This is a genomic window from Phytohabitans sp. LJ34, assembly GCF_052068095.1.
GTDB lineage: Bacteria > Actinomycetota > Actinomycetes > Mycobacteriales > Micromonosporaceae > Phytohabitans.
This window is the reverse complement of record NZ_JBQHDG010000013.1, coordinates 215969-235233: the sequence shown is the minus strand read 5'-3', so window position 1 is coordinate 235233 and position 19265 is coordinate 215969. Positions and strand designations below refer to the sequence as shown.

Annotated in this window: 15 protein-coding genes; 6 read left to right on the top strand and 9 right to left on the bottom strand. The window is 72.6% G+C overall.

Annotation, left to right across the window (positions count from 1 at the left end):
• Positions 1–560: 560 nt before the first annotated feature.
• Complete coding sequence (locus ACTMTJ_RS23865) at positions 561–1478, bottom strand: RNA polymerase sigma-70 factor (RefSeq protein ID WP_441219930.1); 918 nt, start codon at positions 1476–1478, stop codon at positions 561–563.
• A gap of 2 nt (positions 1479–1480) precedes the next feature.
• Positions 1481–2425 (bottom strand): NAD-dependent epimerase/dehydratase family protein, encoded by a 945-nt coding sequence (locus tag ACTMTJ_RS23860; protein ID WP_441219929.1) that lies wholly within the window; start codon positions 2423–2425, stop codon positions 1481–1483.
• A 169-nt stretch (positions 2426–2594) separates the two neighbouring features.
• On the opposite strand from ACTMTJ_RS23860, the gene ACTMTJ_RS23855 reads away from it, so the two are divergent.
• Positions 2595–3365, top strand: coding sequence for a hypothetical protein (locus ACTMTJ_RS23855; RefSeq protein WP_441219928.1), 771 nt, complete (start codon positions 2595–2597; stop codon positions 3363–3365).
• A 24-nt stretch (positions 3366–3389) separates the two neighbouring features.
• Here ACTMTJ_RS23855 and ACTMTJ_RS23850 read toward each other — a convergent pair whose 3' ends face one another.
• The gene (locus tag ACTMTJ_RS23850; protein WP_441219927.1) at positions 3390–4046 is read right to left on the bottom strand and encodes a response regulator transcription factor; all 657 of its coding nucleotides are present in this window, start codon (positions 4044–4046) and stop codon (positions 3390–3392) included.
• The gene (locus ACTMTJ_RS23845; protein ID WP_441219926.1) at positions 4043–5218 is read right to left on the bottom strand and encodes a sensor histidine kinase; all 1176 of its coding nucleotides are present in this window, start codon (positions 5216–5218) and stop codon (positions 4043–4045) included. Before ACTMTJ_RS23845 ends, ACTMTJ_RS23850 begins: the two co-directional genes overlap by 4 nt.
• 180 nt (positions 5219–5398) lie before the next feature.
• Between ACTMTJ_RS23845 and ACTMTJ_RS23840 the strand changes: the two genes are divergently transcribed.
• Positions 5399–5851, top strand: a complete 453-nt coding sequence (locus tag ACTMTJ_RS23840) for a DUF6220 domain-containing protein (RefSeq protein ID WP_441219925.1) — start codon at positions 5399–5401, stop codon at positions 5849–5851.
• Complete coding sequence (locus tag ACTMTJ_RS23835) at positions 5848–7683, top strand: multicopper oxidase family protein (protein WP_441219924.1); 1836 nt, start codon at positions 5848–5850, stop codon at positions 7681–7683. The genes ACTMTJ_RS23840 and ACTMTJ_RS23835 overlap by 4 nt, the downstream gene beginning before the upstream one ends.
• Here ACTMTJ_RS23835 and ACTMTJ_RS23830 read toward each other — a convergent pair.
• A complete protein-coding gene (locus ACTMTJ_RS23830; RefSeq protein WP_441219923.1) occupies positions 7680–8348 on the bottom strand; it encodes a response regulator in 669 nt (222 codons plus the stop codon). The genes ACTMTJ_RS23835 and ACTMTJ_RS23830 overlap by 4 nt on opposite strands.
• Entirely contained in the window at positions 8345–9139 is a 795-nt protein-coding gene (locus ACTMTJ_RS23825) for a sensor histidine kinase (protein ID WP_441219922.1), read from the bottom strand. The genes ACTMTJ_RS23830 and ACTMTJ_RS23825 overlap by 4 nt, the downstream gene beginning before the upstream one ends.
• A 140-nt stretch (positions 9140–9279) precedes the next feature.
• Here ACTMTJ_RS23825 and ACTMTJ_RS23820 point away from each other — a divergent pair, with 140 nt between their 5' ends.
• The 3 genes from ACTMTJ_RS23820 to ACTMTJ_RS23810 all read left to right on the top strand — a co-directional run bounded on the left by ACTMTJ_RS23820 (position 9280) and on the right by ACTMTJ_RS23810 (position 13358).
• On the top strand, positions 9280–9981 hold the full coding sequence (locus ACTMTJ_RS23820) for an ABC transporter ATP-binding protein (protein ID WP_441219921.1): 702 nt from the start codon (positions 9280–9282) through the stop codon (positions 9979–9981).
• On the top strand, positions 9978–12272 hold the full coding sequence (locus ACTMTJ_RS23815) for an ABC transporter permease (RefSeq protein ID WP_441219920.1): 2295 nt from the start codon (positions 9978–9980) through the stop codon (positions 12270–12272). Before ACTMTJ_RS23820 ends, ACTMTJ_RS23815 begins: the two co-directional genes overlap by 4 nt.
• 108 nt (positions 12273–12380) lie before the next feature.
• Positions 12381–13358, top strand: a complete 978-nt coding sequence (locus ACTMTJ_RS23810; protein WP_441219919.1) for a helix-turn-helix domain-containing protein — start codon at positions 12381–12383, stop codon at positions 13356–13358.
• Positions 13359–13915: 557 nt separating this feature from the next.
• On the opposite strand, the gene ACTMTJ_RS23805 is transcribed toward ACTMTJ_RS23810, so the two are convergent.
• From ACTMTJ_RS23805 to ACTMTJ_RS23795, 3 genes are all read right to left on the bottom strand, one after another.
• Positions 13916–17557: a S8 family serine peptidase gene (locus ACTMTJ_RS23805; protein ID WP_441219918.1), complete on the bottom strand. Its 3642-nt coding sequence runs from the start codon at positions 17555–17557 to the stop codon at positions 13916–13918.
• 159 nt (positions 17558–17716) lie between these two features.
• Positions 17717–17995 (bottom strand): hypothetical protein, encoded by a 279-nt coding sequence (locus ACTMTJ_RS23800; protein ID WP_441219917.1) that lies wholly within the window; start codon positions 17993–17995, stop codon positions 17717–17719.
• A 111-nt stretch (positions 17996–18106) separates the two neighbouring features.
• Positions 18107–19258 carry a DUF6923 family protein gene (locus ACTMTJ_RS23795; protein ID WP_441219916.1) on the bottom strand — a complete coding sequence of 384 codons (1152 nt, stop codon included), beginning with the start codon at positions 19256–19258 and terminating at the stop codon, positions 18107–18109.
• Positions 19259–19265 lie beyond the last annotated feature (7 nt).

The following is a 19265-nucleotide window of genomic DNA, read 5'->3' as shown; positions in this document are numbered from 1 at the left end:
CCGGGTGGCCGGGGCTGATCACACCCTACAAACCCGCCAAGCGCCCATGTCGAGAACCGGCGCGCCACTCCCACCCACTCGAGGAGACCCCGATGGCGTCACCTGCGGGCCGCCGCTCCCGCCGGAGACCGCGGAGGCCGGCGGCTCGCGGGGGCTTTGAGATCTAGGAGACTTAGGGTTGATATGCGCCCTAACTCTCCAAGATCTGGCATCGGATCCTGTTTCACGCCGATGCGGCGGTTACCCGTGGTGACGGTGACCCCCGTGCGAGGCACGTCCCCGGGGTGAGCGTGACCAGCGGCGGAACGGGTCAGGTTACGTCGCGGCGGTCGGGACCACGACGGGACGTCGCGGCAGCTTCTCGGCACAGCAGATCTTGGTACGAATTGGCCGCCATAGGGGCAGCTTCGTACCAAGATCTACCCCGGTCTTGTGAAGCCCGACCCCCCACGCAGTCCATGGTGGCGCACGGATGGGCTTGTCCGGGGGAGCTGGCAGCGGAGGTCTGGGATCTCGGCGAGCCCTGGCGAGCCGCTGGTGGCCTCGACTCCGAAAGCTCTCTAGCCGGTTGGCCGTCGGGCGGGGCGGTGGTCGCGTAGTAGGGCCTCCAGGTCGCCGACCTGGTCGATGTGGCGCAGCTTGTCGGGGTTGACGATGGCGTGGATCGTCTGGATCTGGCCGTCGGCGATGTCGAGCGCGACGACACCGACCAGCCGGTCCTCCGCGTCGAAGGCCACGGCGCCGGGCTGGCCGTTGACGTCGGTGAGCTGGATGCGCACGCCGAGGCGCGGCAGGATCGACACGCCGGTCGACATGGCGCGTGCCACGCGCGTGCGGCCGTTGATCGGCCGGGACGCCGCGGGCGCCTTGCCGCCGCCGTCGCCGTGCAGCGCGACGTCCTGTGCCAGCAAGGCCTCCAGGGCCTCCAGGTCGCCCTGCTCGGCGGCGGCGAAGAAGCGCTGTGCCAGCTCCTCCCGCTGCCGCCGGGTGGCGTGGTAGCGCGGGCGGCGTTCCTGGACGTGGGCGCGGGCCCGCGCGACAAGGTGCCGCGCACTGTCCACATCGGAGCCGATGATCTCGGCGACCTCGGTGTACGGATAGTCGAAGACCTCGCGCAGCAGGAACGCGGCCCGCTGGCGCGGCGACAGGCTCTCCAGCAACACCAGAAACGCCAGCGAGAGTGAGTCGGCCGTCTCGGCGTGCTCGGCCGGCGTCGGATCGGTGACCAGCGGCTCCGGCAGCCACTCACCCACGTACCGCTCCCGCCGCACCCGTGCCGAGCGGAGCTGGTCGATGGCCAGGCGGGTCACGAGCGTGGCGACGTAGGCCCGCGGCGAGGCGATCCGCTCGTCCCGCCGCAGGGTCTGGTGCATCCGCAGGAACGCTTCCTGCACCACGTCTTCGGCCTCGCTGACGCTGCCGAGCATCTGGTACGCGATGGCGAAAGCGCGCGGCCGGAGCTCGCTGTACAGATCCATCGTTATCGCAGTCCCTCGACGAAGCCGGTGCGCCAGCTCGGGTACCGCGGCGCCCAGCCGAGTTCGCGCTTGATCTTCTCGCTGGAGATGCCGGCGGCGCGCGTCATCATGTGCACCGGTGCCTCGCCGGCCGCCAGGCGCACGAGCCAGGCGGGCACGTGCCGCGGCGGCTTGGCACCGAGCGCGCGGGCCAGCTCCGGCAGGATGACGCGCGCCGGCACCGGTTCGTCGTCGGCGACGTGGTAGATGCCCCGCTTTCCGCGCTCGATGGCCGCGACCGTCGCCGACGCGGCATCGGTGATGTGCACCCACGACATCACCCCGCCACCGTCGCCGATGACGGGCACCCGCCGCTTGCGGACCAGCTCGGTCATGACGGCGCCCGGCGCGAGCTCGACGCCTGTCCCCGGGCCGTAGAAGGCGCCGTAGCGGATCGCGATGCCCTCGGCCCAGCCGATGCCGGTCACCGACTCCTCCAGGTGGCGCAGCGCGGCCACCAGCGGCTCGGCGCTCGCTGGCGGGTGCGGTTCGAGCTGGCCGGTCTCGTCGACGACCGGACCGCGGCTGCGGTCTACCCAGATCGCGTTGCTCTGCGCCACGAACGCGCGGATGCCGACCGCGCGTGCCGCCGCGAGCAGGTGGTCGGTGCCCTCGGTGCGCAGCCGGTTGGTGGCGGCCGCCATCCGCTTCACCTCGCGAAACTTCGGCGGTCCGCCCAGCGCGGTGAGCTGGTGGACGACCACCTCGGGCTCGGCCTTCGCCACGGCGTCGGCCACCGAGTCCGGGTCGAGCGCGTCGACGACCATCGGCTCGGCGCCGAGGGCGCGCAGCGCTCCGGCCTTGGCCGCCGAGCGGGTCGTGCCGAATACCTGGTGACCACGCGCCACGAGCTGGGGAACGAGCTGGCTGCCGATCGCGCCGGACGCTCCGGCGATGAAGATCTTCATGACGTCTCTCCGTTCGTCGTGCTCACCAACTACAGACGAGACGCCCCGACACCCCATGACAGCCAGTTACCCAGTTCACATGACCGACCCTAACCAGGCATTCGTTTCCTCCGCCGGATGCCCGGGTAGCAGGTACTCGCATCGACCGACATATCCGTGTGGAGGAATCATGCGCGTCCCGACGGTCGCGGTCCTGACCCTGGCCGGGCTCGGCCTCGCCGTGGGCGGGTGCGCCGGCACCGAGCCTGGCGCGTCCGGACCCACCACCGGCAACACCACTTCCGCGGCCCCCGAACCGACCGTGAGCGGGACGGCGTCGAGCTGCATGATCGGCACCTGGCGTACCACTCAGGTTAGCGGCCGCGCGTCCAGTGCCGTCGCCAACGGCAGCGTCTCCGGCGGCAGCGGCGCCACCGTCACGATCAGCCCGGACGGCCGGGTGCGGGCCGACTTCAACGGCACGCAGCCGCTGTCGTTCACCGCCGAGGTGGCGGGCAACGCGGTGGCGGGCACGGCCACGTACAGCGGGCAGGGCACCGCCACCATCAACGCGAAGTCCACCGGCGCCGCCACCTCGACCACCGCACCGGCCACACCCGGGACACCGCCCGTGCCCACCGCCACCCCGACGGCGACCGCCACCCCGACGGCGACCGGCGCCCCGGCCCCGGCGGCCGAAGAGGGCACGTGGGAGCCGGTCGGGAAGATCGACTGGAGCGCCCTGCGGCTGACCCTCGAGCTGAGCAAGCCCGTGGAGGCGCGGCTGCTGGACAACGCGCCGATCGGCGACTACATCGACGACGCGGCCAACCAGAGCGGGCAGGCCATCGATACCGACCCGATCCTGGGCGCCGGCGCCTACAGCTGCCAGGGCTCGACGCTGATCCTCAAGGGCGAGACCGACAACGACGGTCTTATTTGGACACTGACGAAGATCTAAAAGCGCCGCGTGCTCCCGGATCGACTAAACCCGTACCAGTCCGGTTTCGTACGCGATGACCACCAGCTGTGCCCGATCGCGTGCGCCGAGCTTGACCATGGCGCGGCTGACGTGGGTGCGGGCCGTGGCCGGGCTGAGCGTCAGCTCGGTGGCGATCTCCTCGTTGCTCAGCCCGCGACCGACGAGGGCGAGCACTTCTCGCTCGCGCTGGGTGAGCACGGCGAGCCGGTGTTCGGCGGCGGACCGGGCGCTCCGCGCGGCGGTGAACTGGCCGATCAGCCGCCGGGTGATCCGCGGCGCGAGCAGCGCCTCGCCGTCGGCCACCACCCGGATCGCGTGCAGCAGCTCGGCCGGCCCGGCGTCCTTGAGCAGGAAGCCGCTCGCGCCGGCCTCCAGCGCCTCGAAGACGTACTCGTCGGTGTCGTACGTGGTCAGGATCAGCACGTGCACCCGCTCGAGGCCCGGCGTCGCGGCGATCTGCGCGGTGGCCTGGATGCCGTCGAGCTTGGGCATGCGGATGTCCATCAGCACCACGTCGGGGCGGTGCGCGCGGGCGAGGTCGACCGCCTCCCGCCCGTCGGCCGCCTCGCCCACCACCGTGATGTCGTCTTCGACGTCGAGCAGCATGGTGAAGCCGGTCCGCACGAGCACCTGGTCGTCGGCGAGGAGGACGCGGATCACGCCGACCCGACCAGGGGGAGGCGCGCGGAAACCTCGAAGCCGCCACTGGCTCGCGGTCCGGCGGTGAGGTCGCCGCCGAGCAGGGTGCAGCGCTCCCGCATACCCTCGATGCCCCGGCCGGCGCCGCCGCCGACGTCGCACCCGCTGCCGTCGTCGCTGACCCGGACGCGGAGGTCGGACTGCTCGTACGCGACCTCGACGGTGACCCGGGCAGGCCCGGCGTGGCGGATCACGTTGGTGATCGACTCCTGGAGGATGCGGTAGGCGGCCTGGTCGACCGCGGCGGGCAGCTCGCGTGGCGGTGTGGCCACGTCGACCTTGACGTCGAGGCCGGCCTCGCGGGCCAGCCCGGCCAGCTCCTCCACCCGGTCGAGCCCCGCCACGGGCGCGCGGCCGTCTCCGGTGTCGCGGAGCACACCGAGCGTGGCGCGCAGCTCGCGCAGGGCCCGCGCGCTGGTCTGCTCGATCGTGAGCAGTGTTTCCCGCACCTGCTCGGGGCGCTTGTCGAGCACGTGGGCGGTGACGCCGGCCTGCACGTTGATCACCGCGATCGCGTGGGCGACCGTGTCGTGCACCTCGCGGGCGATGTGCAGCCGCTCGGCGTCGACGCGGCGGCGGGCCTCCTCCTCGCGGGTGCGCTCGGCCCGTTCCGCCCGCTCCTGCGCCTCCACGGCGATCACCTTGCGCATGCGGACGGACTCGCCGAGCACGGCGGCCATGATGGCCGTGCCGACCCGGAACGCGAGCCACCCGATGGCGCCCCTCTCCGGCGGGTGCAGGAAGGCGGCGAACAGCCATCCCGCGATCAGCGTGGCGATGCCCACCCGCACGATCCAGGGTCGGCGCCCGTCGCCGTACGCGGTGACGGTGTAGACCGCGACGAAGACCCCGATCCAGTTCGGGCCGTCCGGGTAGCCGGAGCCGTAGTACATGACGCTTGTCGCGACCTCGAAGGCGAAGACGGGCACCGGCCACCGCCGGCGCACCGCCAGGCTCAGCCCGCTGAGCACCAGTAGCACGGCGTGCAGGTAGAGATCGAACGAGTTCAGCTGGTCGAACTCCTGCCGCGGCGCGACCTGCTGCGTGCCCTGGACCTGTAGGAACGCGACGAACACCGCGAGGAGCACGTCCTGCGCCCACACCGGCAGGCGCGACCGGGTAAGGGCTGCCATGCCGCGATCGTATCCGCAGGTCGGGTCCACCAGATCATCCTCGTGGCGTAGGCGCCTACGTCAGCGTGCGTACGCTTCCGCCCCGGCCGGCCGTTCCTTGACGTACGCCGATGCCGCCCCGTGGCAGACGTGCCGGCGCCGCGCTCGGCGAAGGATCTGCCGTGTCGAAGGGAGTACGTCATGCGCAGGGTCTTCGTGGTCCTCTCCGGGGCGCTGGCCGTCGCCATCCTGGTGCAGTTCTATTTCGCGGCGGTGGGTGCGTTCGACCGGCCGCAGGACGACGACTCGTTCGCGCTCCACAGCGTCACCGGGATGATGATCATCCCGCTCCTGTCCATCCTCACTGGCGCCGCCGCGGCGCTCGCCCGCGCGCCCGGACGACTGATCGGGATGTCGTTCGCCCCGCTCGGCCTCGTGGTCGTGCAGGTGCTGATCATCGTAGTCGGCAACGCCATCACCGGCGGTTCGGACGAGGACACCGGCGCCGCCGGCCTCTTCGTCTTCGGCCTGCACGCCATCAACGCGCTCTTCGTCATGGGCGCCGCGGGTGCGGTGTTTCGCCGTGCGCGGGCGTTCGCGGCTGAGAAGACCACAGTAGACACTCCACAGCCGACGGTCACGCCGGCGGCATGAGTACCGCCCAGCTCATCGCGCTCGACCTGCTCGCCACGCTGCTCGCGGCGGCCGGGTGGGTCGGCGCGGGTGTCGCGGCGGCGGCCCGGCGCGCCCGAGTCGCACTCGCCCTCCTGGCGGCCGCGGTCGTCGTGACGCTGGTGCGGATCACGACCTCGGTCGCTCTCGCCAACGGCGGCTGGTGGTTCGCGCAGGACCGCGTGGTCCTGACCGGGCCGCTGCTGGGCGTGGCCGGGCTCGCCGCCGTCCTCGTCGCCGGCCCGCGCCTGCTCTCCGCGGTGCGGACCGGCACGCCGGGCAACTCACCCGCCGCCGTGGTGCCGCTCCTCGTCGCGGGGTACGCCGCCGCGGCCGGACTGCTCTTCCCGCTGCTGGTCGGTTATCCGGCGACCTGGAGTGAGGTGTTCGTGACGGTGGCCCTCGTCGGGGTGGCCGGGCTTGTGACGTGGCGGGTGGCCGGCTCCGGGCCACCACTGTGGACGTTCGTACCGATCCTCGCCATGGGGCTTGTCGGCGTCGGGGCCGGATTCGCGACGGGGGCCGACCTCGACGCCGGCGGTGGCCCCGAGCTCCGCCACTCCGCCGGGCACGGCGTGTCCGTGGCCGACCTGCGCGGACCGACCACCCCCGCGGCCGGCGGGCAGGTGCGGCGGTATGAGTTCACCGCCCGCACGACGACGGTCCAGGTCGGCGGGCGGACGGTCGAGGCGTGGGGGTACAACGGCCAGGTGCCCGGCCCGCCGATCACCGCGAGCCAGGGCGACCTCGTCGAGGTGACGCTCCACAACGCGGACATCCAGCGCGGCGTGACGCTGCACTGGCACGGGTACGACGTGCCGGCGGCCGAGGACGGCGCGCCCGGGGTCACCCAGGACGCCGTCCCACCCGGCGGCGAATACGTCTACCGGTTTCGCGCGGACCAGGTGGGCACGTACTGGTACCACACGCATCAGGCGTCCGACGTCGGCGTGAAGATGGGGCTGTACGGCACGCTGGTCGTCGGGCCACCCGCGCGCGGCGTCGACGTGACGCTGCCGGTGCACACCTTCGGCTCCGACACTGTGGTGGGCGCCGCCGCGATGCCCGAGGCCGCTCCCGGCACACCCGTGCGGCTGCGGCTGGTCAACACCGACGGCGTGCCGCACCGCTTCGCGCTCACCGGCACCGCCTACCGCCTTGTGGCGGTCGACGGCACCGACCTCAACGACCCGGGCGAGCTGCGCGACGCTGAGCTGCGCCTGCCGGCTGGCGGCCGCTACGACCTCGCGTACACGATGCCGGCCGGCGAGGTGGCGCTGTTCGTCGACGGCCAAGCGGTGCTCGGCGCGGGCGATGCCCCGAAGGGCTGGCCGGAGCTGGACATCACCCGGTACGGCGCCCCGGCCGCCACCCCGTTCGGGCCGGGGAGCCGCTTCGACCGCGGCTTCACGCTGGTACTCGACCGGGGTATCGCGCTCGTGGACGGCGTGCCACGGTACGCGTTCACCGTCAACGGGCGCGCCTTCCCCAACGTGCCCACGCAGCTCGTGCGGGAGGGCGACCTGGTGGAGATGACGGTGGCCAACCGGGGCCTCGACACGCATCCGTGGCACCTGCACGGCCATCGCGTACTCGTGCTGGAGCGTGACGGCCACCGGGCGAGCGGCAGTCCACTGTGGCTGGACACGTTCGACGTACAGCCGGGCGAGGTGTGGCGGGTCGCCTTCCGCGCGGACAACCCGGGCGCCTGGATGAACCACTGCCACAACCTCGCCCACGCCGCACAGGGCATGGCACTGCACCTGCGGTACGACGGCGTGACGACCCCGTTTCACGGTGGCCACGGCGGCTAACCGCCGGGCTTGACAAGACCGGTCTCGTAGGCGAGGACGACCGCCTGTGCCCGGTCGCGCAGGCTCAGCTTGCCGAAGATGTGCGCGGCGTGCGTCTTGACCGTCGCCTCGCTCAGCGTCAGCGCGGCCGCGATCTCCGCGTTGGACAGGCCACGCCCCATGAGCGTGAGCACCTCGCGCTCGCGTGGCGTCAGCCCGGCCAGGTCGCGGTGGATCGCGGCGGGGGTGCCCGCGGCCACGTCGCCGGCCGCGAAGCGCTCGACGAGGCGGCGGGTGATGGACGGCGCGAGCAGGGCGTCGCCGGTGTCGACGAGGCGCACGGCCGCGACGAGGTGCTCGGGCGTCACGTCCTTGAGCAGGAAGCCGCTGGCGCCGGCGGCCAGCGCCGCGTACACGTAGCGGTCGAGGTCGAACGTCGTCAGCATCAGCACCCGGCACTCGGGCGCGTGCTCCAGCACCCGGCGGGTGGCCTCCAGACCGTCCATGCCCGGCATGCGGATGTCCATCAGCGCGACGTCCGGGCGGAGCCGCCGCACCGCCGCGACCGCCTCGGCGCCGTCTGCCGCCTCGCCGACCACGTCGATCCCGCCGGCCGTCAGGATCAGGCGGAAGCCGCTGCGTACCAGCGCCTGGTCGTCGGCGATGACCACCCGTGGGGCGTTCATGCGCGTTCCAGGGGGATCTTGGCGCGGACCCGAAAGCCACCACCCAGCCGGCGGCGGGCGTCCAGGTCTCCACCGAAGACCGCGACCCGCTGCCGCAGGCCGAGTAGGCCGCGGCCCTCGCCGGGGTTGCCCCGCGGGCGCGGGCGGCCGCCGGACAGCACGCTCGGACCGGTGTTGAGCACCTCGATGCGCAGGTAGCGCTCCCCGTAGCGCACGGCCACCTCCGCCTTGCCCCCGTCTCCGTGCTTGAGCGCGTTGGTGAGGGCCTCCTGGATGATCCGATAGGCCGTCAGGTCGACCCCGGAGGGCAGCGGCCGCGGCTCGCCGGAGATGCGCACCTCGACCGGCAGCCCGGCGAACGCGATCCGGTCGACCAGCGGGCTGAGCCGGCTCAGGCTTGGCTGCGGCGACAGGTCGACATCCTCACCGTCGGCCGCCGGGGCGAGCACGCCGAGCAGGTGGCGCAGCTCCGTCATCGTGTCGCGGCCGGCGCTCTCCACCGCCCGCAGCGCTGCCGTGGCCTCGTCGGCGTCCGCCGCGACCACCTGGCGGGCGGCTCCGGCCTGCACGACCATGACGCTCACGTTGTGGCTGACGATGTCGTGCAGCTCGCGGGCGATCCGGGCGCGCTCGGCGTCGACCGCGCCGCGCGCCGCCGTCTCGCGCTCCCGCTCCAGCAGCCAGCCGCGCTCCTCCAGCGCCCTCGTGAAGGCGCGCCGGGTGCGGACCAGCTGCACCGCGAAGAGCGCGGCGAACCCGACCGCGACCAGCGCGACCAGCCAACCCACCATGACGACAACTCTCTCAGGCCACCGCCGAGCGGCACATCATTCCCCGGAGGCAGCGCCTACATCCCCAGGATGAGACGCGCGGAGAGTTACCACCGCGAGCCGATGCCCGAGCGGCACCCGACCCGCCAATCTCTACGACTATGAGTGACGAAGGCAACGAGCCAGCGGTCGTCCAGCTGACCGGCGTCCGCAAGGAGTACGGCGAGGCGATCGCCCTGGACGGGATCTCGCTGGAGATCCGCCCGGGGGAGGCGGTCGCGGTGATGGGCCCCTCGGGCAGCGGCAAGTCGACCCTGCTCAACGTCATCGCCGGGCTGGACCGGCCGACGTCCGGCTCGGTCGTGGTGCACGGCGACGACCTCGGGCGGCTGAACGAGAAGGGCCTGGCCCTCTTCCGCCGCCGGCGGATCGGGATGATCTTCCAGTTCTTCAACCTGATCGACGACCTGCCCGCCCTCGACAACGTGGCGCTCGCCGCCCAGCTCGCCGGCGTAGCCGCGCCGCACGCCCGCCGCCGCGCGCTGGAACTGCTGGACGAGCTCGGCATCGCGGCGCGGCGCAACACGTACCCGGCCCAGCTGAGCGGCGGCGAGCGGCAGCGGGTGGCGGTGGCCCGGGCGCTGATGAACCGGCCCGCCCTCTTGCTGGCCGACGAGCCCACGGGCGCGCTCGACAGCAAGGTCGGCGAGCAGGTGATGGACCTGCTGCTCGACCTCAACCAGATCGGTCAGACGTTGCTGATGGTCACCCACGACGAGCGGCTCGCCACCCGCTGCGCCAGCCGCGTGATCGAGATCGTCGACGGCAGGGTCGCCCGCGAACGCGCCCTGGAGCGGGCGTGAGCGCCGTCTGGCTGGCGGCCCGCGCGGCGGTACGCCGGCGCCGGCTTCAAACCGCCGTCGTGGGCATCGTCGTCCTGGTCTCCACCACGATGATCGTGGTCGCGCTCGGCCTGCTCGCCGTCTCGTCAGCCCCCTTCGACCAGGCGTACGCCCGGCAGCTCGGCGCGCACCTGGCCGCGACCTACGACCGGACCAAGGCGACCGACGCGCAGCTCACCTCCGGGGCCGGGTGGTCGGGGGTGACGGCCGCGGCGGGCCCGTTCGGCCAGGCGACGGTCGAGACCAACTCCGACCCCAGCGACGGCAGGCGCCGGCCGGGCATGCCGCTCACGATCGTGGGCCGCGGCGACCCCGACGGGTCGGTGGACCGTCTCAACGTGTGGCGGGGCCGCTGGGCGTCCGCGCCCGGCGAGGTCGTGGTCAACCAGAACCCGGTAGGTCCGGGCGTCTTCTTCCGCCTCGGTGAAAGGCTCACCACCCCGGACGGCACGACGCTGACGGTGGTCGGCCACGCGTACAGCATGAGCCGCTCGGCCGACGCCTGGGTCACGCCGGAGCAGATGACCGCGCTGGGCCCGACCTCGACCCAGATGCTGTACCGCTTCACTCACGCCGCGACCGCCGCCCAGATCCAGACCGGCGAGGCCGAGGTGTCGAAAGGGCTGCCGGCCGGTGCGCGGCTCGGCTCGACCTCGTACCTGGTCCTGCGGGACGAGGCGGCGCGCGAGGCGGCGACGTACGTGACGTTCCTGATCGCGTTCGGCCTGCTCGGCCTCGCGGTCGCGATCCTCATCGTGGCGAACGTGGTCAGCGGCGCGGTCGTCGCCGGCTTCCGGCACATCGGCGTGCTCAAGGCGCTCGGCTTCACACCGACCCAGGTGCTCGCCGTGTACCTGGTGATGGTCTCGGTCCCGGCGATCGTCGGCTGCGCGCTCGGCACGATCCTGGGCAACATGCTGGCCCGGCCGCTGCTCTCCCAGGCGTTCCGCAACCTGGGGAGCGAGGGCATCGGCGTGCCGATCTGGGTGAGCGTCGCGGCGCTGCTCGGCGTACCGCTGATGGTCGCCCTCTCCGCCTTCGTGCCGGCGATGCGTGCCCGCCGCCTGCCGGCGGCCGAAGCGATCAGCGCGGGCAGCGCCCCGCACACCGGTCGCGGCCTGCGGACGCAGCGCTGGCTCAGCGGCACGCGACTGCCCCGCGCGGTGAGCCTCGGCCTCGGCCTGCCCTTCGCCCGCCCGGCCCGCAGCGCGCTGACCATGGCCGCTGTGGTGCTCGGCGTGACGAGCGTCACGCTGGCGATCGGCCTCGCCGACTCGCTGACCCGGTACCAGCGGGAGGAGGCGCGCATGGGCGCGGTGCAGGTGGAGGTGTTTCCGGACGGCGGCCCGGAAGGCGGCTCCGCACAAGACGAGGCGCTGCTGCGCTCGATATCCGGCACCCGCTATGTGCTCGGCTCCTTCGACATGATGGTCAGACAGGTCGGCAACACCGACCAGACGATGCTGAAGCTCTACAAGGGAGACACCGCCGCGCTCGGCCAACAGGTCCTGGAGGGACGGTGGCCGTCGGCGGCCGGTGAGGTGGCCGTCGCCAAGCGTTTCCTTGTCCAGCGTGGACTGTCCATCGGCGACACCTTCACGATCGAGGCCGGCAAAGGCGCGACGCAGGTGCGGATCGTCGGCATGGTGCTGTACAACGAGACCGAGACGATCATCGCCGACTGGTCGACCGCGGCGACCGTGGCGCCGGACGCGTTCCCGGGCCACTACGAGATCCAGCTGACCGAGGGCACGGACACGCAGGCGTACATGGCGGCGGTGCGGCAGGCCGGCCTTGCCGCCGGCCCGCCCGAGGGCGCCGAGGAGTTCATCGTGATCGTGCTGCTCACCGTCACGTTGCTGACGCTGATGCTCGCGGTGGTGGCCGCGCTGGGCGTCTTCAACACGGCCGTGCTCAGCACCCGCGAGCGCCGGCGCGACCTGGGCATGCTCAAGTCGATCGGGATGACGCCGGGTCAGGTCACCGTGATGGTGGTGACCTCGATGGCCGCGCTCGGCGCGCTCGGCGGCCTGCTCGGCATCCCGATCGGGGTCGCCGTGCACCGGGTGGTGCTCCCGGCCATGGCGAACACCGCCCAGGTCGCCTTCCCCTCCGCCGTTCTCGACGTGTACCAGGCGCCGACGCTGGTGCTGCTGGCTCTGGCCGGCGTCGCGATCGCCGCGATCGGCGCGTTCATACCGGCCAGGTCGGCCGCCCGGGTCACGATCGCCCAGGTGCTGCACAACGAATGACGGGGGTGGCCGGGGGCCGTCGGGGCGACCCGGCGGCCCCCGCTGGCGGGTGCTCCGCGATTCGTCGATCATTGATCAATCCTCTCGGCCGGGTGCATGGTGGATGCCATGCGAGACGGGGAGGCTTTGCTCGGGCCGGAGGAGGAGTGGGCCTACCGGGTGCTGGTGCGCCTTGGCACGGCCCGCGCGGACCAGGTGGCGGAGCGCATGTCGCTCCGGCCCGACGACGGGCAGCGGCTGCTGAAAGGACTCAGCGACAAGGGGCTGGTGGCGGCCGACGGGGCCGACGTCTACCGCCCCCTGCCGCCCGAGCCCGCGCTCGGCACCGAGCTGCTACGCCGCCAGGAGTCGTTGGAGGAGTCGCGGCGGGCCCTGGCCGCGCTGAGCGAGGAGTACCTGACCAGCGCCCGCCGCCGGCACGCCGACCAGCTGGTGGAGATCGTGGTGGGCGCGGCGGCGCTGCGCGAGCGCATCCGCCGGCTCCAGGACTCGGCCAAGTCGGAGATGCTCTGGCTCTGCCGGGCCAACGCGGTAGCGATGGAGAGCGCCGAAAACACCGAGGAGTTCGACGCGCTCGACCGCGGCGTGCACTACCAGGTGATCTACGAGCGGGCGCTGCTGATGGAGCCGGGCATGCAGGCCAACGTCGCCGAGGGCATCCGCCGTGGCGAGGAGGCCCGCAGCCTACGCACGCTGCCGGTCCGGCTGGCGGTGGCGGACCGCACGACGGCGATCTGCCCGCTGGTCCGCGGCGACGAGGGCGACGTCGGCGAGCCGTCCGCCGCGGTCATCGGCCGCAGCCAGCTGCTCGACGCGCTGATCGCCCTCTTCGAGAGCCACTGGGACATCGCCACGCCGGTGCGGATCGACGGCGGCGTCCCGGACGAGGAGCCCGACCTGCCGGACGAGTCCGAACGCTTCGTGCTCTCGCTCCTCGTGGCCGGTGTGCCGGACAAGTCGATCGCCTCCCAGATGGGCGTCAGCCGCCGCACGGTGCAACGCCGCCTCGACCGCCTGATGGCACTGGCCGGCGTCGACACCCGCCCCGGCCTGGCCTTCCAAGCCGCCCGCCGCGGCTGGCTCTAGAGATCTTTCGGGGTCAGGGTCGCCGCTCGTCGTGGCGTTGCTTCGAGGCAGATTTGCCCGCGTCCGCGTCAGCTGCGGACCGTATGCTCCCGCGGGCACCGCTCCCGGCCGGCGGCTCGCAGCGCTCGCCGAAATCCCCGGCCGTCCACTGCCAGCTCCGCGAGACAAGCCCGAGCGGGTCGGCGCGGCCCCACTTGCACCATCCTGACGCAACGTAACCAGCCAACGACACCAGACTTCGAGATCTAGGAGATTTAGGGTTGAAATGGCGCCCCAACCCTCCTAGATCTCGAGCCTCGCGCCGCTCACACCCTCGTGGCGGTTACACACGGCGACGACAACCCCGTTGCTTTCCCGGATCGCCGATCCGGGAACAGACATTGTGGACAAACGTCGACCACCGCCTGGCGCGAGCCCTGCCACCCCGCCCCCTTTCCTCCCGGCCGGTTGCGCGCAGGGGCTGGGCGCGACCAGCGGCGGACGGGTGAGGCCGCGGGAGCAACGGTCTGGACCACGACGGGCATCGCGGTAGCCCAAATGTTCTCCCGTGTTGGGATTTACTTCAGGCCGTAGGCGCGGATCACGGTTTGGGTTACCGCGTTGCCGGCCGCGTCGCGGGCATGGACCCGCAGTGACACGCTGCCGTAGCCGGCGGGCAGGAGGGCGCGGTAGCCGTCGCCGTGGCGGATCACCGGGACGCTGCGCCACTTCGCGCCCTCGTCGAGTGACACCTCGACGCGCAGGGTGGTGCCGCGCGGTGGGCGTAGGCCCTCCTGGTGCCACAGGGTCAGCCCGAGCAGGTGCGGGTGCCGGCCGGAGACGTACCCGGTCAGGTCGGCCGGCACGCCGTACCCGATCTGGAGCAACGGGAGCGGCTCGGTGCGACCCGCCGCCGGGCGTCCGGAGCGAAACTCCCACGACGTCTCGGTGCGGGTGGCCCAGAGCCATTCCTCGCCGCCGCGTTCGGTCGTCAGGTCGAGCCGGTACGTGGCCGGCGCGGCGGTCGTGCCCACGTCGCGGCGGGCGTCGGGTAGCTCGGCCAGGAGCTTTCCGTCGCGCCACAGCTTGGCGCCCACCGGTTCGCCCTCGGCCACCTGGAAATGTCCGCGGGTCGCGTCGACGAACTCGGGCACCCAGAGGGCGAGCGTGTCGGCCGTACGGGCGGAGATCATGCCCGGTACGGCGGCGGGGCGCACGACCGGCGTGAACCACCCCTCCGTCAGCGTGCTGCGCGCCGCGTAGCTTCGCGGCACCTCGGTCATTCCTCCGCCGATCGGGTTCATGTCATCCCAGGTGTACTCGTGGTGCACGCGGTGCTGCCAGACGGAGTCACCCGCCGACACCCACTCCTCGCGCACCTTCGGCGTCTGTACGAACCGCTGCGTGTCGTTCCACGCGTACTCCTGCCAGGGCCGCCACCCGAACCGTTGCTCCTTCGCCCAACCGAAGCCGCCGTTGTCCGCGTACCGGGAGGAGATCCGTACGGTGTTGTCGCGGGTCACCCGGTGCACGATCCGATCCGGCACGCGTCCCCGCTCCACGTGGAAGACGTCGTACAGGTACGGGCTGGACGTGTCGAGCGTGAGGTCGATCGCCGGGCGCGCCTTGCCGCCCGCGGCCTTGAGGAGTTTCTGGCCGTCGTCGTTGGCGACCACGAGTGATGGGATCGGTTCCCGGTCGCCGACCGGCCGCCACACGGTCCAGGCCGGCATGTCCGGGGTACGCACGATGATGGCCACCGCGGCGCCGGCAGCGGCCGCGTCGGCGATCTGCTCCTGCTCCGAGCGGTCTTCCGCGCCGACGATCAACGCGGCGGCGCCGCGCACGTCACCCTTGCCGAAGGGCACGAGGCGGAACCTGCGGGTGCCCTCGTACGCGGGCGACTGGTGCAGCAGATTGATGTCGATGGGCCCGGATACCCCGGTCACCTTGACCTGAACCATGGGCGCCACGAGCTGCCAGCGCGACGAGAACTCGTACTGGCCGGCCGCCGGACGCCTGGTCGGCGTGACGTTGACCTGCTGGATCGTGCTGAAGTGCATGACGCCGTGCGCGGTGGAGCGCCCGTTGGCGTGCACCCGTCGTTCGTAGTAGCTGAGGATCGCCTGCTGCTCGGCCGGCTTCGGCGTCTCGATCCGGATCGGCGTGCCGGTGCGGGCGTCCAGCAGGATCTCCACGTCGCCGGTGACGCGCAGCTCCGGGTTGGTGATGAACGTGGCCTGCTCGTCGAGGGGCGCCCCGTCCTCGACGAGGGCGTTCATGACGTACGTGCCCTCGTACACCTCGATGGTCTTGCTCTCGTCCCACGGCATGATGTAGCCGGTCTGGTCCTTGCGGCGCTCGTCGCCGTAGAGCAGGATCACCGGCACCGAAACCTTCGCGCCCTGGCGGTCGACCGCCCGAAACGTGATCCGGTGGATGGGCAGGTCGAGCGTCGCACCGACCGCGGTGCGCACCAGCACCCCGCCCGCCGCGGTCGCGGTCACGTAACCGGTATGGCGGCCACGGGTCAGCTTCGCCGTGTCCAGCCGGAGCGTCACCGCCGCCGACTGTCCAGGTTGGACGGTGACCTGGTCGGCCGAGAGCGAGAACGCGGGCAGGTCGAGCGCGAGGTCGAGGGTCACCGCCGCCGAGGTCGTGTTGGTGTACACGAGCTCCTGCTCGCGCGTGCCGGTGGCCGGCTCGGTGTGTGTGCCGAGGCTCGCGGTCGCCGTGCCGTACACGCCCTGGCCGACCGCGCGGGCCACGTCGACCCGGCCGGCGCCCTGCGCGTCGACGGCGATGGCGGGGTTGCCCTTGGCGGTGCTCACCAGCGCGTCCTTGAGCTGCGCCGCCGTCCACTCTGGACGGGCCTGGGCGAGCAGCGCGGCCGCGCCGGCGACGTGCGGCGTGGCCATCGAGGTGCCCGACGCGGCGGTGTACCGGTCGTCGACCGGCGCGCCCATGCCCGTGCCGGCCGCCCGGGCCGCGACGATCCCCACGCCCGGCGCCGTGATCTCGGGCTTGACCGCCTCGTCGCCCAGGCGCGGGCCGCGGCTGGAGAAGTCGGCGAGGCTCTCGTCCCGGGCCACCGCGCCCACTGACAGCGCGGCCGTGGCGGCGGCCGGTGTGCCCACGTCCGCGTCCTTGCCGGTGTTGCCGGCGGCGACCACGAAGAGCGTGCCGTGCTCGGCGGTGAGCCGGTTGACCGCTTCGCTCAGCGGGTCGGTGCCGTCGGTCGCCTCGCCGCCGAGGCTGAGGTTGACCACCTCGGCGCCCTGTGCGACCGCCCATTCCATGCCGGCGATGATCCAGGAGTCGTAGCCGTCGCCCGCGTCGTTGAGCACCTTGCCGGCGATCAGGTCCGCGCCGGGCGCCACGCCTTTGCGGCTACCGCCGGAGGCCGCGCCGGTGCCGGCGATCGTGGCCGCGACGTGGGTGCCGTGCCCGAAGTGGTCGGCCGCGTCGGCGGCGTCGGTGAAGTTTTCCCGCGCCACCACCTTGCCGGCCAGGTCCGGATGTGCCGCGTCGACCCCGGTGTCGAGCACCGCCACGTCGACGCCGCTGCCGTCGTACCCGGCCTGCCAGGCGGCCGGCGCGCCGATCTGCGCGACGCTCCGGTCGAGGCTGGCGCGCACCCGGCCGTCCAGCCAGATGCCGGTGATGCCCTCACCACGGAGCGCGGCGGTGGGTGTGGCCGTGAACGACCGCCACAGCTCTCCGAGGGTGTCCTTCTCGGCGGCGACGGCCGCCCCACCCACGCTCGGCAGCGGGCGTACCGACGCCGTGCCGGCCAGCGCGCCGACCGCGGGCGCCCGCCCGCCGGCGTAGCGCACGATCAGCGGGAGCCGGCCGGCCGACGCGTCCGCGTACCCGCCGGCGACGAGCTCCTCCACATCGAAGAGGTCGGCGTCGAGCACGCCCGACGAGACGTACGGCACCGCGTCGCTGGGCAGCAACCGCAGCCCGCCGTCCGCCTCGACGGTGTGGAAGGTGATCCGCTCGCGCCCCGGACCTGGCCGCACCGACGCCGCGTACCGGCCGTCACCGGCGGGCGCGATGTCCACCACGTCGCCGGTGATGAGCGTGATCCGGGACGCCCCCGTTGCGGCGGTGACTGTGTGTCCCGCCGGCGTCCCGCCCCTGTCCGCCGCCGCCGGCGTGGTCAGCGCCACCGCGACCAGGACCCCCGCCACCGCGGCACGCGCGATACGAACCATGGCGTGAGTCTGTGGTCGCGCTCCCGCGACGGTCACTACCTGTCGCGCGCGCAAAGGCGACATGTCGCCAGATGGACATGTCGCGCCCCCTCCCTTGGTGATCAAAGGTCCTCTCCAGCAGTTCGAACTGCTGGAGAGGACCTTTGATCACCAAGCGGCTCAGCCCTTGCCGCGCAGCACGGACCGCCGGTGGTTCAGCTCCTCCGCGTCGATCTCGCCACGCGCGAACCGCTCGGCCAGCGTGCGCTCGGCGGCCGTGCGCGCCGCGCGTCGCGGGGAGAAGCGGTAGATCAGGTAGCCCGCGGCGGAGAGCACGGCCACCCAGAACACGATGGGCACGATGATCCACCAGCCGGGGCCGCCGCCGTCCCAGCCGTTGCCGTCCCAGCCGGGACCCGGGTGGGCGTACGCCGTGTAGCTCGTCAGCTCTGCCAACATCACGATCTCCTTTGGTTACTCGCCCTATGCCAGAAATCGTGTCCCAGGCCGCCGCCCGCGGCGTCGGCTCCACGACGGCATCCGGGGTACGTACGGTGACGTACGAGCCCCTTACGGGTGCCGGATCCGGCGGGTGCGCGCGATCGCGCCGAGGCCGAGGACGAGCAGCACGATGCCCCAGCGCACGGTGGTGATCCGGTCGTCCTTGGGCGGTTCCACGACGGCCAGCGGCTTGCGGGTCGCGTTCGCCACAGCCGCCGGTGTGGGTGACGGGGGCGGCGTGGTGACCGGCGGTGTGGTGACGGGCGGGGTCGTCGCCGGCGGCACCGGTCGCGGTGGCGTCGGCGGCACGGCGGGCGGTGGAACCGCGGCCGGCGGGCGCGGACGCGCGGGTGGCGGCGTGGTCGGTTTCGGTGAGGGTGGCGGCGGGCGTGGACACCAGGCCGCGTCGGAGCCGAGCAGACCGGACCCGCGGGCGAGCTTCGCGGCCGTGCCGTCCAGCCCGATCCGCCACAGTGTGCTGGCGTGGTTGTTGTCGGTGGCGTACAGGTGTGTGCCGCCGTCGTCGAACGCGACCGCACCGAAGAAGCCGTCTCCCGGCAGGTCCGGCACCGGCTTCTCGGTCACCGCGCCGGTGGCCGGGTCGACGCGGACCAGCCGGCTCGGGCCGCGGCCCTGCGTGGAGACCGCGTACAGGCCGCCGTCGCCGGGCCGGGCGTCCCAGTCGCCGAAACTGGGCAGGCGCGGCAGGTCGAGGCGGCGTACCACCGTGCGAAACGTGGGACTCCCCGGGCGTACGTCCACCGCGACGAGATGACCGTCGAGATGCAGGAGCAGCCGGCCGTCGACGACGGTGCCGGAGTACGCCCCGGCCACCGAAGCACCCCGTACCGGCCCCAGATCACGGGTTTCACCCTCCGGGGTGATGGTGACGACGTGCCCGCCGTCCCCGATCGGGTGACCCTCGTGGCGGGTGGCCACGCCGGCGAAGAGCCCTTGCCCGGCGTCGTACCCGATCGCGTTGACCGTGTACGCAAGGCCTGTGGACCGCCGCGTGTCACCGGTATCTGGGTCGATGGAGTCCAGCGTGGACGAACGGTGTTTGCGCACCGTGCGCACCTGGTAGAGCCCACCGGTGCACTGGTTCGACGACGCCTCCACTGTGGACACAGGGCGGGTGGCGGCGGCCGGTGCGGCAAGTGCGAGACCGCCGCCGGTGGCGAGCAGCGCGACCATCCGTAAGGCGACATGCCGGTTTCGCACAGATGAC